This is a genomic window from Persicobacter diffluens (genome assembly GCF_036244895.1).
Taxonomy (GTDB): Bacteria; Bacteroidota; Bacteroidia; order Cytophagales; family Cyclobacteriaceae; genus Persicobacter; species Persicobacter diffluens.
Window position 1 is genome coordinate 35,539 of the sequence record NZ_BQKE01000005.1, and the last position, 16,626, is coordinate 52,164.

The following is a 16,626-nucleotide window of genomic DNA, read 5'->3' on the forward strand; positions in this document are numbered from 1 at the left end:
GAATGATTAAAATTTTATTAGTAAAGTGTTTGAGCGCAACTGAAAATGTGGGTGACCCAAGGGGACTTTTATTGCTAGTGGAGGTATTAAGCCCCCCAATGGTATGGATATTTGAGTGGGCTGAGGGTAAATATTGTCGGTTAATTTGGGATAAATTGTCCCCATAAATGCGATGTATGCTGATTGACAGGCTTTTACCCTTTTCGGGAGTTGCCGTTAATTTTTCTTTTCTGAAAAAAAATTTCACCTTTATGCAGGTTGTCATCACTTTTTAATCGGCTTATGAGACTTTTTTTACTGTTAATGTTTATGCTTTTTATTGCTCCTTTCTCAGGAATGGCAGATAAAAAGCTTAGGGTGGAGAAAATTTTTGAACATACCAGTTATCAATTTCAACGAGTCTTGCATACTGTTCAGGACCAACATGGGTTTATTTGGATTGCCACAACGCGGAGACTTCATCGATACGATGGCACCCACATTAAAACTTATGAATATACCGCCTCTGGGAATAATGGCTTGCACGGTTCCATGATTTCCAATTTGTATTTGGATTCCAAAAATAGAATTTGGATTCAATATTATACCGGTGGGGTAGATTGTTTTAATCTAATTGACGATAGTTTTACATTTTACTGTAAAGCTTCCGGTTTGTCCTCCAACGATTTTGTAACCCCACAAACGAAATCCATTTTGGAGGCCAGCGATGGAAGTATTTGGATTGGCACCCGGAATGGCCTGAATCAAATTCATCCCGATAATAGCATTACACATTATTTTGCCGAGCAAAAAAATAGTATTGCCAATAACCAGGTGACGTCCCTGATGGAGGATTCTTCCGGTTTGTTGTGGATCGGAACAACCGATGGCTTAAGCTGCTACGACCCCATGGATCAAACCTTCCGGAATTATCGACATGATGCCATTTCCGACCACAATCAAATCGCTTCTAATAGCATCCGACAATTGTTTGAGGACAGTCATGGTAATCTTTGGGTCATCACTGAAAAAAATGGCCTGAGTAAAATCGCCCTCAATAATAAAGGGTATCCCATTTATGTCGACCATTATCATTTTGGGGATAAAGACCAGGATGTGGTGAACTTCATTCAGGAAGTGGAAAATACCATCTATTTAGGTACTAAAAACGGACTCTTTGCGGCAAAAATGAATGGGGAAGATTTTGAAAAAATCCTGGACATTAATGCTGTTCGTGCCACCAGGGATGATCAGGATAGATTATGGGTGAGCTCCATCAAACAGATCGGATTGATCTTCGCCGTTAAAGACAAAAAAGTCGTTCAGCAGCTGGATCTGCCTACCTCTTCCAATGACCAAATCCTAAATGATATGGTGATGAGTATGCAATACCTCGAGAATCAGGTATTACTCATCGGATTAGAGTGGGAGGGACTGGTGAAAGTAGATCTTAAGGAGCAACCTTTTTTCACCCAGGAGGATCTTCCCACTCATAGCACTTCCCCCTCCCTGACTCACATTTATAGCTTGCATGATGCGGGAAAAAATCTATGGATAGCCTCAAAAGATGGTCTTTTTCAGTATCATAAAAAGACAGGGCGGTACCACCATCGTATTCAGGGGAAATCAATTTCTACCATTTCCCCGAGTAAAAACGGTTTTTATTGGTTAGGTTTTTTTAATGGTAAATTGGCGCAATACTATCCAAAGACCAATAAAATTATTTATTATAATAATGATCCCGCGAGTGAATATTACTTCGAGGGCTGGTCAGTAAGGTCCATTCAGGAAGATTTTAGTGGAACCCTTTGGGTCTCTACTTTTGATCATGGCGTTTATGCCCGCAAGAAGGGGGAGTCTAAATTTTTAAATTATACCGTCAATGGCCCTGAAGGTAAGCGCTTGACCTCTAATAAATGTTATGAGCTCATGGTGGGTCATGATTCCACTATCTTTGTTGGCTCTATATTAGGTTTGAATCGGATTTTTCCCAAGTCGGGGGAGGTGAAACACTACCTGGCTGAAAGCAATAATCCGGCGGGTTTACGTAGTAATTACATTCGCAATCTGAGGCAGGATAGCCAGGGAAGAACGTGGGTAGGAACAACTGAAGGCCTGCACCTGATGGATACCGAAAAAGGGACTTTCGAGGTCTTTACCACAGCGGATGGACTCGCTTCCAATTCCATTAAGTCGATCATTGAAACCGCAGACCAGAGATTTTGGATTAGCACCGACCACGGTTTATCTCACTTTAACCCTGATGAGCGACAGTCGCGCAATTATTATCAAAAGGATGGGATTGCCGGGAATAATTTTTTAACCAACTCCTATTCCCTCAGCTCCATTGATGAAACAATTTATCTTGGAGGCATCTCAGGACTTACATTCTTTCAGGCCGGAGATATTTTGGAAAGTAAGCATTATGCGACACCCTCCATCACCGAACTAAAAATTGGGGGGAAGAAGATTCAAATTGGAGATACGCTAAAATCCGGTTTTATTCTGGAAAAAAATCTCCATTATACCGACAAGATAGTACTTCATCATAATGAGACGGATTTGGAATTGTCGTTGGCGGCCATCAGTTTTGACGGTTCCGGCAATAATAAAATCCATTATAAATTAGAGGGGGTAGATTCCTATTGGCGGAATGCTTCGAAATTACAAACCGCCTACTACAACCAATTACCCGAGGGCAAACACAGGCTGCAGGTAAGGGTGGCCAATAGTGATGGGGTTTGGAATCCACAATTCAAAAGCCTGGAAATTGAAGTGCTTAGTCCATGGTGGAAATCTCCCTGGTTGATTTTTTGGGTGGTGGTATTTCTCGTGATTAGTATTTATACGACCAGTTATTGGCGGGTACGAAATATGCAACGTCAACAACGGATATTGGAACATAAAGTACAGCAAAAGACGACTGATTTGCAGGAGAAAAACCGGGAGCTTTTAGAACAGAAAAATGAGATTTTGGAGCAGAATGAGGAGATCCAAAGTCAAAGTATGAAGTTACATAATAGCCATGAGCAAATTAATATGCTGCTCAATTTTGGCTATAAAGTCACCGCTTCAGTAGATATTCGTGTGGTCTTTCTTCAGATTTCCCAAACCCTCTCTACACTGATTGGTGCTGACGAACTGATGTTGGGCTATATCAATAAGGAGAAAAATTTAATTGAATTCTGGTCCGGAGGCCATGATGAAAAGGAGCCGGTGAAGGATATCCTGGCGATAGAGGAGAAGAATCGTTTATCTACCTACGCTATCCGCAATCAGGAAGAAATATTGACGGGAAACCTGAAGCATAAAGCTGAGGAACTCTTCGGGGAGGCAGGGGAATATTATCATAATCAGCCGCATTCCGGTTTGTACTTACCGCTACATATGCAGGAGCGGGATACGGTCGGTATTATTGTCGCCAAAAGTTATACGAAAAATGACTTTGATGAAAAGCATATGGGGCTGTTGAAAAACCTGGGACATTATATCACCATTGCATTGGAGAATGCCCTGGCCTATGAAAAAATCAGTGAACAGTCTCATGAGTTGCGGGAAATGAATCTGAAAAATGAACGCTTCTATACCGAGGTGTCTCATGAATTTAAAACCCCACTGTCTTTAATTATCAGCCCGGTGAAAGAATTGGTGAAGAACTGCCAGAGCCTGACCAAGCAGGAGTATCAAATTCTACAGCTGGTGGAACGAAATGCCAAACGACTGGAACGATTAGTCAATCAGATTTTGGATTTACGCAAGGCAGAAACGGGCAATACAAAACTCAATTTAAGCCGATATCATCTGGCTTCACAGGTACAGGACATAACAGAATCCTTTAAATGGGTGGGCCGTGAAAAGGAGATTAATTTGGAGTTTGTCGATAATACTCTCCAAACTGAAGGATTCTTTGATCATGATAAAATTGAAAAAATTGTTTTTAACCTGGTCAATAACGCCATAAAATATACCCCGCGCGGTGGCACCATCTGGGTGGAATTGGAACAGATGAAGAAAGAGCAGCTGGATTATTTACAAATCGTGGTGCGGGATAATGGGATCGGTATTCCAATACATGATTTGGATAAAGTATTTGAACGCTACTACAGAAGCGAACGCATCGATAGTGGTAGTCAGGGGACAGGCATTGGCCTTTCTTTGGTGAAATCTTTTGTGGAATTGCATCAGGGATCGGTATCGGTCGAAAGTTATGAGGAAGGGCCGGATGAGCATGGAACGAAATTTACGGTCGTTTTACCCTTGGATACTTCTGGTTTGCAGGAACAGCAAAGTATTTCGGAGCTGGAATCCATTTTGGCCGCATCGCAGGTATCCTACGATGAATTGTTAAAGGTAGATTTAAAGTCGACCAGCCACCAACTACCCAGCTCCAAAGCGTTGCCAAGCATCCTGGTGATTGAAGATAATAATGAATTGCGGGAATACCTTCGGGTTTGCCTGATGGAGGAATGGCAGGTGTCGGTGGCCCGTGATGGCATCGAAGGAGTGAAAAAAGCCCGAGAAATTTTACCGGACATTATTTTATCGGACGTTATGATGCCGAAGGCCGATGGTTTTTATGTGTGTGAAAGCCTGAATAACGATGTCAATACGGCGCATATCCCGGTGATTCTGTTGACCGCAAAAGGGGATAATAATTCAGTGAAGCAGGGACTGAAATTAGGTGCGGTGGATTATATATTGAAACCTTTCGATATGGATATTGTCAGGAATAAACTTGGAAATATTCTCAGTAAAAAGGAAAAAATAAAGGGGCAGGTAAAGGAAACCAATATCCTTTCTGAATTTGACGTCAATGATGATGAACAAACCTTCCTGAATCAGGTCGTGGCGATTATAGAGAAACATATTGCTGATACTCAGTTTGGGGTCTTGGTATTGGCAGAGGAGATGGGCATGAGCAGAACGGTGCTTTATGAAAAATTAAAGGGATTGACCGGCAGATCGATTAATGATTTTATTCGTCACTATCGGATGACGCTGGCTATAAAGATTCTTTCTGAGAAAAATTATAACGTAGCAGAGGTAGCCACTATGGTGGGTTTTAGTGATACCAAGTATTTTAGTAAGTGTTTTAAACGAAAATTTGGAGAAACCCCTAAAAGCTTTTCTATCCAAAAACATAAAGAAAATCATAAGCAGTTAGGGGATTTTTAAATCCGGGTGTTTATTCATGGTAGCCGGCAGCATTGATCTTCACAGAGCGAAAGTGGAGATCAGCTCTTTAAACATGCTCTAAGCCGGTTTATTTAAGCTTGAATCCTCGGTTTGCTGCCAGGCGGAAAAAATGAAGGAATTTTTCCTTTTCCGTTTTTTTCAAAGCGGTAGAGGAATGAGGTGAAGGTAAGTTTGGCCAAATTGGGGCTAATGGGATATTAGTAAGCCAATATAATTAATTGAAGTAAAGCTACTTAAACTCACTAGATGAATATAGCGGTGAATAATTTGGGTGAACCAACAATGATCAAAAAAATATGACAATACACAAAACCCTGTTGGTGCACGAGCAGGATAATATCATGGTGGCCTTGCAGGACCTCCCTAAGGGAAGCGAACTTCCCTTTAAAGCAGCGTATATTAAATTAGTCGATGATGTGCCCGCTAAGCATAAATTTGCACTTCGAGATTTCCAAATTGGGGATCCCGTTACGATGTATGGCATATTGGTGGGGAAAGCACATCAGGCGATCAGAAAAGGGGAGCGCATTACCACTGAAAATGTAAAACATGCTACCCAAACACCGGAAATCAAACCGGATTTTGACTATCAATGGACCTCTCCAAAGCCGGAAAAGGTGCCGACTTTCATGGGATATCATCGCCCGGACGGTAAGGTAGGGACGCGCAATAACTGGTTGGTGGTTCCCTTAGTTTTTTGCGAGAATCGGAATATTTTAGCGATCAAAAAAGCACTGGAACCCCATTTAGGCTATGACCAACAGCTAACCGAGGGCCTGGAAGCAATGGTGAATATGGCAGCCCAAGGAGCCGATGCTTCCCAAATCTTGGCGCAGGAAGTGCAAGTGGCGAAACCACAAAGCGCTGTTGATCGCCCCTTTGCTAATGTGGATGGGGTGCGGTTTCTCACCCACCATGCCGGCTGTGGAGGCACCCGTGCGGATGCCCGTTTATTTTGTCAATTATTAGTAGGCTACTTAATGAATCCCAATGTGGGAGGTGCCACGCTTTTAAGTCTGGGATGCCAAAACGCCCAGGTAAGCATGTTCAGGGAAGTTCTGGAGGAGATGGCGCCCGGTTTTAATAAGCCGCTTTATATTCATGAACAACAAGGTAGTCCTTCCGAGGAGGCTTTTATTGCGGAAGCTGTTAAGTCCACCGTTTTGGGTTTAAGTCAGATAAATCAAATTAGTCGACAACCAGCTTCCGTTGATCAATTGGTGATCGGTATGGAATGTGGCGGGTCGGATGGCTTTTCCGGAATATCTGCTAATCCGGTATTGGGTAAAATATCTGATAAAATGGTCGCCTTTGGAGGAAGCAGCATTTTGGCGGAATTCCCCGAGCTTAATGGCGTAGAGCAACACCTGCTCGATCGCTGTATGGACCGGAAGGATGCCTATCGTTTTCAGCATTTAATGATGGAATATGGTGAAAAAGCCAGGGCTGCCGGTTCTGGTTTTGAGGCCAATCCCTCTCCCGGGAATATCAAAGATGGCTTGATCACCGATGCGATGAAATCTGCCGGAGCGGCGAAAAAAGGGGGAGGAGCCCCGATTAGCTCGGTGTTGGATTATACCGAGCAGGTGGTTAAGAAAGGCCTGAATTTGCTCTTTACCCCTGGTAATGATGTGGAGTCCACCACCGCCCTTGCCGGCTCCGGTGCTACCCTGATTCTTTTTTCTACCGGACTCGGTACCCCGACCGGAAATCCTGCCACTCCCGTCATTAAGGTTTCCAGTAATAGTATACTTGCCAAGCGCATGCCGGACATTATAGACTTTAATGCTGGCGGCATCATTTCGGGCATTCAGTCCGTGGAGGAATCTGCTGACGTTTTAATGGATCACATTATCCGGGTGGCCAGTGGGGAACAATTGACCTGTTCGGAGCAATTGAATCAGGATGATTTTATTCCCTGGAGAAAAGATTTATCGCTATAATTTTTATATTCAACTTCTACCTTTACCATCATGAAACTCAATAGGAAGACATGCCCACAGGCACAAAGCAGACCGATAAAAATTGTACAATTCGGAGAGGGTAATTTTCTCCGCGCCTTTGTGGACTGGGCCATTCAGCAATTAAATCAAAAAACAGACTTTAATGGTAATATTGCCGTGGTACAACCCCTGCAGCATGGCATGGTGGATCATTTGGCAGCACAGGATGGCCTTTATCATACCGTGCTGCAAGGGATCCAGAAGGGAGCGCTGGTACGCAATACAGAATTAATCGATGTCATATCAGCTTTCAATAATCCCTATACTGATTTTGAAGGCTTTTTGTCCTTAGGGGAATTGGAGGAATTACAGTTTATTTTTTCCAATACCACTGAAGCAGGAATTTCCTTTAATGAACAGGATACTATGGAAATGCAGGGGGCAGTCAGCTTTCCTGCTAAGCTTACCCGATTATTGTTTCATCGCTTTCAGGTGTTTCAGGGGGATATGGAAAAAGGGCTTTTTGTTGTGCCCTGCGAGTTGATTAACCATAATGGAACCACTTTGAAATCATATGTTCGTAAATATGCGGAGCTTTGGGATTTGGGAGAGGAGTTTATCCAATGGTTGGAGCAGGCCAATACTTTTTGTAATACTTTGGTGGATCGGATTGTGCCCGGATTTCCAAAAAATACCATTAGTACCCTTCAGGAAGAATTGGGGTATCAGGATCAGTTGGTCGTAGAAGGAGAAATATTTATGCTTTGGGTGATCGAAGGAGGAGGGGCATTGCAGGCCGCATTGCCTTTGGATGCTATTGGTCTTAATGTGGTGTATACTGATGATCAACAGCCTTACCGAAACCGGAAAGTGCATATTCTTAATGGGGCGCATACTACGATGGTGCCGTTGGGGTTGATTAGTGGTTTACAAACGGTACAAGAGGCCGTAGAAGATAAGGTGCTTGGCAAATATCTTTCATTGACGATTCATCAGGAAATTATTCCTACCCTTAGCCTGCCCCCTGAAGCACTTGAACAGTTCGCAAATGAAGTTTTGGAGCGCTTCCGGAATCCGTATATTAAGCACTATCTATCCAGCATCGCCCTGAATGCCTTTCCAAAATACAAAACCCGTGTTTTGCCCTGTGTGCTTCAGTATTTCAAGTGTAAAGGCGAGTTGCCGGAGCGACTTATATTGGCCTTAAGCAGCTATATATTTTTATATGCCAATCAATTGATCGCCCTCCAAGATGATCCGGATATTATCGCTTTGGTGCAAAAGGCCTGGGAGATGGATGATCGCAGTAAAACCGCCCAGGCAGTATTGGCTTATGAAGCTTTATGGGAACAGGACTTAAATCAGATCCCGGGCATAACCAAGTTGGTGGCCAGGCAATTGGAAGATCTTCAGCAGGTGGGTATTGCTCATGTATTACAGCAATATAATCTATTGGCACATGCTTAAAGGCAAAAAAATGGATGGAAGGGTGAATTACTATTGCATGGGGCTCTGGTGAATTTGTGTGGATCCAGACGATCCATTGTGATTAAAAAAATCCTCAAGCGCTTTTCATAATTTGAATTAGCTTTAGCGTTTGTGTTTTTTGAAGTCTGATGGTGTGCCGATAAGTCCATAAATCCGCCCATACTCTGAATTAATCATCGCCGGTTTCAGCAAACCACCTTAAATATGCATTATCAGCGTATTTCGAGTGGTTTTGCTGATTTTTTTAATCCACCAAATTTGGCTAAGCTTGCTTTTTCCTCATTCATCTGCTTCCTTGGAAAAAAAGGATATAGGAAAATATTCCTTCATTTCCCGCCCTTCAGCTAAACGAGAATTTAAGCCAGAATTTTCCGGCTCTGACCCACTGGTGAAACTCTGGCTATTACCATTCAACAGGAAGGCTTCATAGTTTTTTTCTGTTCGAATCAATATAATAATTTGATGGATTCCCCGGGCAACTTTCTCGGCTTAGCACCAATGTTTCAAGCCTTGATGATTTTGTCGTTTGCTATCAAAATTAAGGATGGTCAAAGAGTTTTTGATTTAACATAATGTCGGTCGTCATCCATTCAAAAATGAATAAGCATTGTTTTCCATATTTTAGTCGAGTCTTTATCACTTCATTTGAATACAGTTGGAAAGGAAAGCTTCCGTGATTTTGTCATTTAGCGACGAGTGACGGGAGAAACCACGGGTATGGAAAAGGTTTCAAAAATAGCAATAGCATGTTTGCCATTTTTATAGCGTGCTTCAAATCTAAAATATGCAGCCGGATGGTATGCTTTTAAAAATGCTCTTAATCTTAACCCGAATTATTCACCGCTAAATTCACCAACCAATCAAAATTGGTTCATTTTTTAGGGCTTATAATCTAATTTCTTTGATTTATTATAGCCCAAATTTGGGCAAGCTTGCTTTCTCCTCCTTCATCTGCTTCGTTGTAAAAATCTCGAAATATGAAAAATTCCTTCATTTTTTCCGCCTTGCCGCTAAAGGAGGGTTAAAGCATGTATAACCCGGTTAATGCCAATTCTATTAATTCAAAGCGTTCGGAATGCTTGCTTTAAAGCTATAATTCTTCGATGAAAAATAGATGATTATAGAAAGGATTTTCGATGCTTCTGACTTTAAATGAACACTGTGGGAGCGAGGGTAATTGATCCAAAATTCCCTCCTATCATATAATCCGAATTATTCACCGCTAGATTTATTGGCTCACTTAAAACAGCTTATTATCAATCTATTATTCTCATGCCTACTGATTTTTATATGGCCCAAATTTGTGTAAGCTTGCTTTCTCCTCATTCATCAGTTTCGTTGGAAAAATCTCGAAATAGGAAAAACTTCTTCATTTTTCCCGCCCTTCAGCTAAACGAGAATTTAAGCCTGAATTATCCGGCTTAAATTTCTGATGCTGCGTTTTCTTTCCCTAAAAAGAAATCCACCTTTGAAAGCGGAAACTACTTTCCTTTCGCCACTTTTTCGACTTCTAAAGCTTTTTGGTTAATGATCAGTTTTAAGTCTGATAATCGGCCTCGGGGAGTGATGAAGACCTTCGCGCCTTTTGGAGCGCGGTAATCTACATAAAGTTTATCTTCATGTACTTCCCAGGATACTTCCACGGGCCCTAAGGGATGCATCACGGTTCCTTTTGCCCAATCCAGGTAGGAAGATTGAGGCATGATTTCTATTATATTTCTATCGAATGGTTTATTAAATCCCAAATTTACCCCTAATATTTCCGTACTTAGGAAATAGGTAGGATGGCCACTCCAGGCATGGCTGGAGGTTCCCTGATTATGATCGATATCAAAATTCTCCCAAACGGTGGGATACGCTCTTCCTTCCACCATTTTTCCCCAGTGCGCCTTCATAAATTCGTCCGCCAATGCCGTTTTTCCCTGTTGGTAGAGGTAAGCAAAAAGATAATAAGAAGAGTAGGAAGCAATTTTTCGTCCCCGAAACTCCTGCCCGATATCTTTCAGTTCCTCCGACAGGTTTTCTTCAATGCGCTGGTTTTGCTCAGGATTTGTTAGTCCGTAAAGCATGGCCCAAATACTAGTGGATAGATGTTGATCATCAATCAATTCCCCCTGCTTGATCCCATCATAATAGAGGCCTCTGCTGTCATCCCATAATAGACGATTAAATACGCTTTTTAATTGTGTCATTTCTGATTCATAAAAGGCGATTTCTTCTTCCGGTTTATTCAAATGGAGGGCCCATGTTTTCAAAATGCTCATGCTCTGGTATATGATGGCCTGTAGCGACCCCATGGCAGCATCTGTTTTATTAATTTTTGACCATTCCGTAAAAACGTGATGCGCTTCAATTAATCCCTCACCATTTTTACGATTTAAATTGGTCAAGAGCAGGTTTTTATAATTATCGTAATATTTTTCAATTAACGACCAATCCCCGCTATAGTCCTTCACATAGTTCATCGTCAAGAGCGTAATAAAGGGAAAGTCCATGTGCACCCCATCATAATTTTCATACATATAAGGGTAGTACATATCCTGAAACACCGCTAAAGAATATTCGGCTAACCGAAGGTCACCGGTGGTGGCCATGGTGATGGCCACTTCCGGCAGCATATCACCGGCATATAAACCACGCTCTCTGAAAGGAGTATCCGTATAGGAATCCTCGGCACAAAGCTGTAAAGTTCTCCATCCGGCTTCCCATATTTTATTTAGGTTAGTATCACTGCAATGAAAACTTCCTGCGGTTTCGAATGGGAAAACTTGCCGATAGGTACCGATTTGGTGGATCTTAGCAGTTCCTCCGGGGTTGCGAATGATAATTTTAAGGTATTTCGCACCGTAGGGTTTAAAGGTTTCGTAGGACTGTATGTCCTTGCTGGTGATATAGCGGATGCCGGCATTAATTTGCTCTCTACGATATAAATAGGGAAAGCCGTCCTTATTGAGTTCTTCACTGAACCCTATATCGATAATGGTTCCTTCGGGGAATTGCCCTTCAATGAATAATCTTCCCAGTTGAATCTCCCGGAAGTTAGCATAGATCACCGTACCGGTCTCCGATGGAGGAAGCTTTAGTTTCCCATTTTTCTTTAATTTAATAGGGTGCTGTAATTCAGGTTGTGTCCAGGCCAAATCTCGCGCCGGACTGGTATTGGCTAATCCAGGTTTTTGTAGGGTCCAGTCGATGGCTTTCCCATTGATTTTTTCGGTGGGAAGGGTGCTCAAATTTAATGCTTTAATGGCGGCATTTAATTGTAGATCTTTCGGACAATAAGTGTAAAAAGTACCCTTTGCCAGATCTTCCCTGGTCGCACTGACGATGATATTTTGATCAGCAGGTAAGGACATATAAAAATCCCATGAACCCCAGATCACACCGTATTGGCAAGTCAGTAAATTCCACCCCTGACGCAGGGGAAATTCATAATCCTCCCGATGTACCTGCTGATTTTTTCGCCCTATCTTTTTGATTGGCTGGCCATTGAGGGCATATTTTCCCCACCAAAGTCCTGCCTGTACCTTCTGCGCTTTTGGGGAATAAATATAGGTGTAGGCCGCCCCCTGATAGCTCCGATTATACTCCTGTAAATTATAATCCGGCACTGGAATACGGAAGGAATAAAGCTTCTCCTCTTCGCAGACTGGATAAGCTTTTATGGTTGGCTCAACGGCTATTTTTTCATTGGTTAAATAGGGGAGGTGCCGAACATGAAATTTCCCCCAGGCATCTTGCGCTTTCAGAGGTTTCGGCGAGCTCCACGCTTCCGTGCTTTCTAATTTGCAGGAATTCCAATGGGTATCCAATCGATAATCATTTACCTCAATCGCTCCTGCCGCAAAGGAAAGCCGTGGCATGTCCTGCTCCACCCCTTCTGCAGACTTGACTTTCCATCCTTTGGTAACATTTAAGTCAATATTTTGACTATCTGTGACAATATTTCCCCAACTACTAAAGCCGCCTTTATTGTCATAAAGCTGATAGGTTTGCATCCCATTGGATAAAACTTTTAGGGCAATCACATTCTTTCCCTTTTTTAAATAAGGCGTAATATCATGGGTGTCATAATACGGGTTTTTATGATAAGACCTTAGCGGGCCAAAGCCCAGATAGGTCTCGTTCACGTAAAGCGCATAGCGCGAATCCGCATATACATGCAGAATGGCTTGTTGCGCTGCAGAGGCCAATGTTACGTCCCTGCGAAAGTAAAGCATTTCGTTTCGTAGACTTCCCGTCTCCCGATTCCATACCATTGTGGGGCGAATATCCTGAGCGGTTACCGTCTCGGAAATTGCCCATAAAACAATGATTACCCAAAAAAAATAAATTCTTTTCAACCTGCCGCTATTATCAAATGACTTAATATTTTACAATGAAGCAATGCTCAGGACATTAGGATTGACAATTTGGTCCCCTTTTTTCCTGATGGTTTGGCACGATAGGATGCTCCTTCATAGCTTTTTCAGGGGTTTCAATACCTGCTTGCCTTCCTGAAAAGCGTTATTTCCTTTGCTTCATTAGCAAATAGAGTAATTTTAGCGTCCTATTCAGATGAGCTTGCATCGCAAAAGGGGTAGTTTTTTTTGGAAGCTAAATCAGGTTTATATCGACACTTTCTCCGACAGAATTTATCCTTCGCTATGGTAGGGTAAACTTAATTTGTCATCGTTCAATAATGATTTCATTTTTATTCTATAAGGCTGATATGAGTCGAAAATTTTTATTTATAATTTTTATCCTGGGGTATAATTTATTTTCCTGCGCTCCTGCTGAGGAGGATATCGTCATTTACCATTATCCCAAGGAGGTAGAACCCTCGGGGCAATTTAAAGCATGGCTGGCTGGTGCGGAAGCCACGGTATACCCCACCGAGGTGGCAGGTTTATTAACCTTTGGTGCACATAAAGCGGTAGAGGTGGTGGTAGAACCGCAATTTGCCTTTAAAAAAGTGGATATTCGTCCCCAAAATCTTGGTATTAAAGCAAAGATCGAAGGAGGGAAAGTAATTTTTTCAATGCCGGTGGCCAGTAAGGTGGTGTTGGAATTCGATCAGCGCGTTTATCAACTCTTATATGTTTTTTCTCAAACCCCTGTTGAAGACCGACCAGCTGACATCATTTTTAAATCCGGAGAATATTATCAAAACGGATTTGCTCAGGTGAAAAGTGGACAAAAGGTTTGGGTGCAGGCCGGAGCGGTGGTCGAAGGCTATTTCCTGATGGAGGATGTTGAGGAGGTAGAAATATTTGGCCATGGTATTATTGATAATAGTCGTCTTGGGCATGGCGCTGAGCAAGGGTATCATGGGATTAACTGGATAAAAGCCCGCGATAGTAAGCTGGAAAACGTCCATCTGATCGGTAATCCCCGTTGGAGTACTTCCTTTTTTGGCTGTGATGATATGGAAATTAATGACGTCCGAATAATTGACTGGCGTCCAAGCGATGATGGCATTGACCTGGTAGGTTGTCGGAATGTGGAGGTGAAAAATGCTTTTATCAGGACTAAGGATGATTGTATTGCTATCAAAGCCATGCCCTTTGATGTGTATTGGCCCACTGCTCCAGAAGAGGTTCATCATCAGGTAAAAGTCGATGTAGGTTGTCGTAATGTAGAAAATATCCGCGTTTCAAATTGTGTACTTTGGAATGCAGAATGGGGAAATGCGATAGAAATAGGTTTTGAGACGCAGGCAGATTCTATAGGGAATATTCTTTTTACAAACATCGATGTGCTGCATGTGGAAGCTAATGGAGGGGTTTTCACGATTCATAACGGAGATCGCGCATTGGTACATAATGTCCATTATAAGGACATTCGTATTGAAGAAGCCAATGGTTTTTTGTGTCATTTTCAGATTTTGGACAGTCATTATTCCAAGGATGATACCAGGGGAAATGGTCAAAATATTATGCTGGAAAACATCGCTATGCAGGGGCCTGTACAATTGAATTCGCTCATTACAGGTTTAAGTGATCAATATGCCTACAGGGGCATATCTTTTCATAATATTTCCCTAAATGATAAGGTTTTAAATAATATAACAGATGCTGGTCTTTACAGTGAATATTCCTATGACATCACTTTCGAATAAAGGGCTATTTTTAATTTTTGGCCTAATTTTTTGTCAGGTTTGGGCTTATGCTCAATCTGATAAATTTTATACTGATTATTATCAGGTTAAGGTTAACGGACAAGCTCAGGAGGTCTATTATGGCCGTCCCGGAGCACTGCTCTCCACCGAGATTTCTGAAGGTACCAACCAGATTGACGTTCAATATCCCGGGGAAATTTTGGAGGTGGAGATAATTCCGCAATTAGCGCATATTGAACAAGAAATTCAGGGCAATGTTCTGCGCTTAGAAGTAAAAGAAGCCTGTCAGTTTTTTTTAAAAATTAATGGAAATTATGTTTACCCATTAATGGTTGCGGTCGAACAGCCCATTCATTCGCCACCAAAAGCAACCCTTACCTTTGAGGCGGGAGTACATCAGGTCGGGGAGTTACGGCTGGCTTCTAATACCCGTTTGCATCTAAAAAGAGGGGCGATTTTGAAAGGAACGGTAGTGGTAGAGGATGTGCATAATGTCCATATTTTTGGTGCTGGCCTAATTCACGGGAGTGCGATTGCAGAATCGAGCGGACGGGCAGGCTTGCTGATTAAAAATGCCCGTGAGGTGATTGTGGAAGGGATTAGTTTAATAGATGCGCCTCATCAACATATGGTGCTCAAAAACGCAGAAGAAATCCGATTGCGTAATATCAAGGTGCTGGGGAATCGGGAGCTTCGGATGGGGGATGATGCGCTGGAAATATTTAACTCAAAAGGGGTGAAGGTTACTCATTTGATCAGCAATACGCGGAACAACAGCATTGCCTTTATGTCCGAAAATGAAATGCCATCACAGGATATACAAGTAGATCAGGCCGTTTTTTGGAAGGGTGATTATGGAAATGTGATTGAGGTAGGTTATTTGGCGGAAGGCATCCATTTAAAAGATGTGAGCCTCCGAAATATATACATTGCCCATTGCCTGGCCGGTGCGGCAGTCGCCATACAGGGCAAAGAAATGAAAATAGAGGGGATGAAGTTGGAAAATGTGCAGATTTATGATAGCCGTTTGATGCTTTATAATATCCAGTTAGAGGAAAGTTGCCAGCTTAGGCAGGTTTTGTTAAAAGATCATGAATATAGCGGGGCTATTCCGGCTTATTCCGTTTTTCAGCTGGGCCGGCCCGAAAATGCTGCAGGCTTTAGTATGGAGGGAATCTCCTACAGAGGGAATGTGGTAAGGCAGTTGGATGATTTATATGTAAAATCCTGGGATTTTGACTGGAATTCTTCCCTTCCTGCCTTGACACCATAATTGGGAAGCACATTAGCCAAGCTTAGCTTAATCTAAATAATTCACCGATAAATGGAATGACTCGACTGAAGTGCCCTGTTTTCAATCCCATTTTGAGCGTGTTTAAAAGCACACTATCCGGCTGCAAATTCGAATTATTGGAAGCGATTTTGGATAATTTTTCAACAATAGCGATGCTATTCTCTCAAAATAATCGGGTATCACTTCTCCAACACTTCAAATTTTCGCTACGAATTTTGGCTTTTGAACACGCTCTTAGTGGTGAATGCTTATTGGTTAATTGCTCCGGATTTGGGCGAGCTTGCTTTCTCCTCATTCAGCTGTTTCCGTGGAAAAAAATGAAACAGAGAATTATTCCATCATTTATCCTGCTTGCAGCTTAATGAGGATTTAAGCCGAATTATTCACCGCTAAATTTATTAACTAAGCGCAACCAGGTCATTTTAAGACCTTTAAAGGTCGCTTTCAATGATCTATAATAGCCCAAATTGGGGCAAGATTGCTTTCTCTTCATTCATCTGTTTCGTTGGAAAAAACTCGAAACAGGAAACTATTCCATCATTTATCTTGCTTGCAGCTTAATGAGGATTTAAGCATGAATTATCCGGGTGAAGCTCGCTTTTTCCTATAACTGCTTGCAGGAGAAA

6 protein-coding genes are annotated in these 16,626 nt (G+C 42.2%); 5 read left to right on the top strand and 1 reads right to left on the bottom strand.

Annotated features, from left to right (window positions below):
- The first annotated feature begins 282 nt into the window (after positions 1-282).
- The 3 genes from AAA970_RS23780 to AAA970_RS23790 all read left to right on the top strand — a co-directional run bounded on the left by AAA970_RS23780 (position 283) and on the right by AAA970_RS23790 (position 8,585).
- Positions 283-5,154 (top strand): hybrid sensor histidine kinase/response regulator transcription factor, encoded by a 4,872-nt coding sequence (locus tag AAA970_RS23780; RefSeq protein ID WP_338239388.1) that lies wholly within the window; start codon positions 283-285, stop codon positions 5,152-5,154.
- 317 nt (positions 5,155-5,471) lie between these two features.
- Positions 5,472-7,118, top strand: coding sequence for a UxaA family hydrolase (locus AAA970_RS23785; protein ID WP_338239389.1), 1,647 nt, complete (start codon positions 5,472-5,474; stop codon positions 7,116-7,118).
- A 30-nt stretch (positions 7,119-7,148) separates the two neighbouring features.
- On the top strand, positions 7,149-8,585 hold the full coding sequence (locus tag AAA970_RS23790; protein WP_338239390.1) for a tagaturonate reductase: 1,437 nt from the start codon (positions 7,149-7,151) through the stop codon (positions 8,583-8,585).
- Positions 8,586-10,087: 1,502 nt separating this feature from the next.
- On the opposite strand, the gene AAA970_RS23795 is transcribed toward AAA970_RS23790, so the two are convergent.
- Positions 10,088-12,949: an alpha-L-rhamnosidase-related protein gene (locus AAA970_RS23795; RefSeq protein ID WP_338239391.1), complete on the bottom strand. Its 2,862-nt coding sequence runs from the start codon at positions 12,947-12,949 to the stop codon at positions 10,088-10,090.
- A gap of 368 nt (positions 12,950-13,317) precedes the next feature.
- On the opposite strand from AAA970_RS23795, the gene AAA970_RS23800 reads away from it, so the two are divergent.
- Both AAA970_RS23800 and AAA970_RS23805 read left to right on the top strand, forming a co-directional pair.
- Entirely contained in the window at positions 13,318-14,706 is a 1,389-nt protein-coding gene (locus tag AAA970_RS23800; protein ID WP_338239392.1) for a glycosyl hydrolase family 28 protein, read from the top strand.
- The gene (locus AAA970_RS23805) at positions 14,687-15,979 is read left to right on the top strand and encodes a glycosyl hydrolase family 28 protein (protein ID WP_338239393.1); all 1,293 of its coding nucleotides are present in this window, start codon (positions 14,687-14,689) and stop codon (positions 15,977-15,979) included. Before AAA970_RS23800 ends, AAA970_RS23805 begins: the two co-directional genes overlap by 20 nt.
- Positions 15,980-16,626 lie beyond the last annotated feature (647 nt).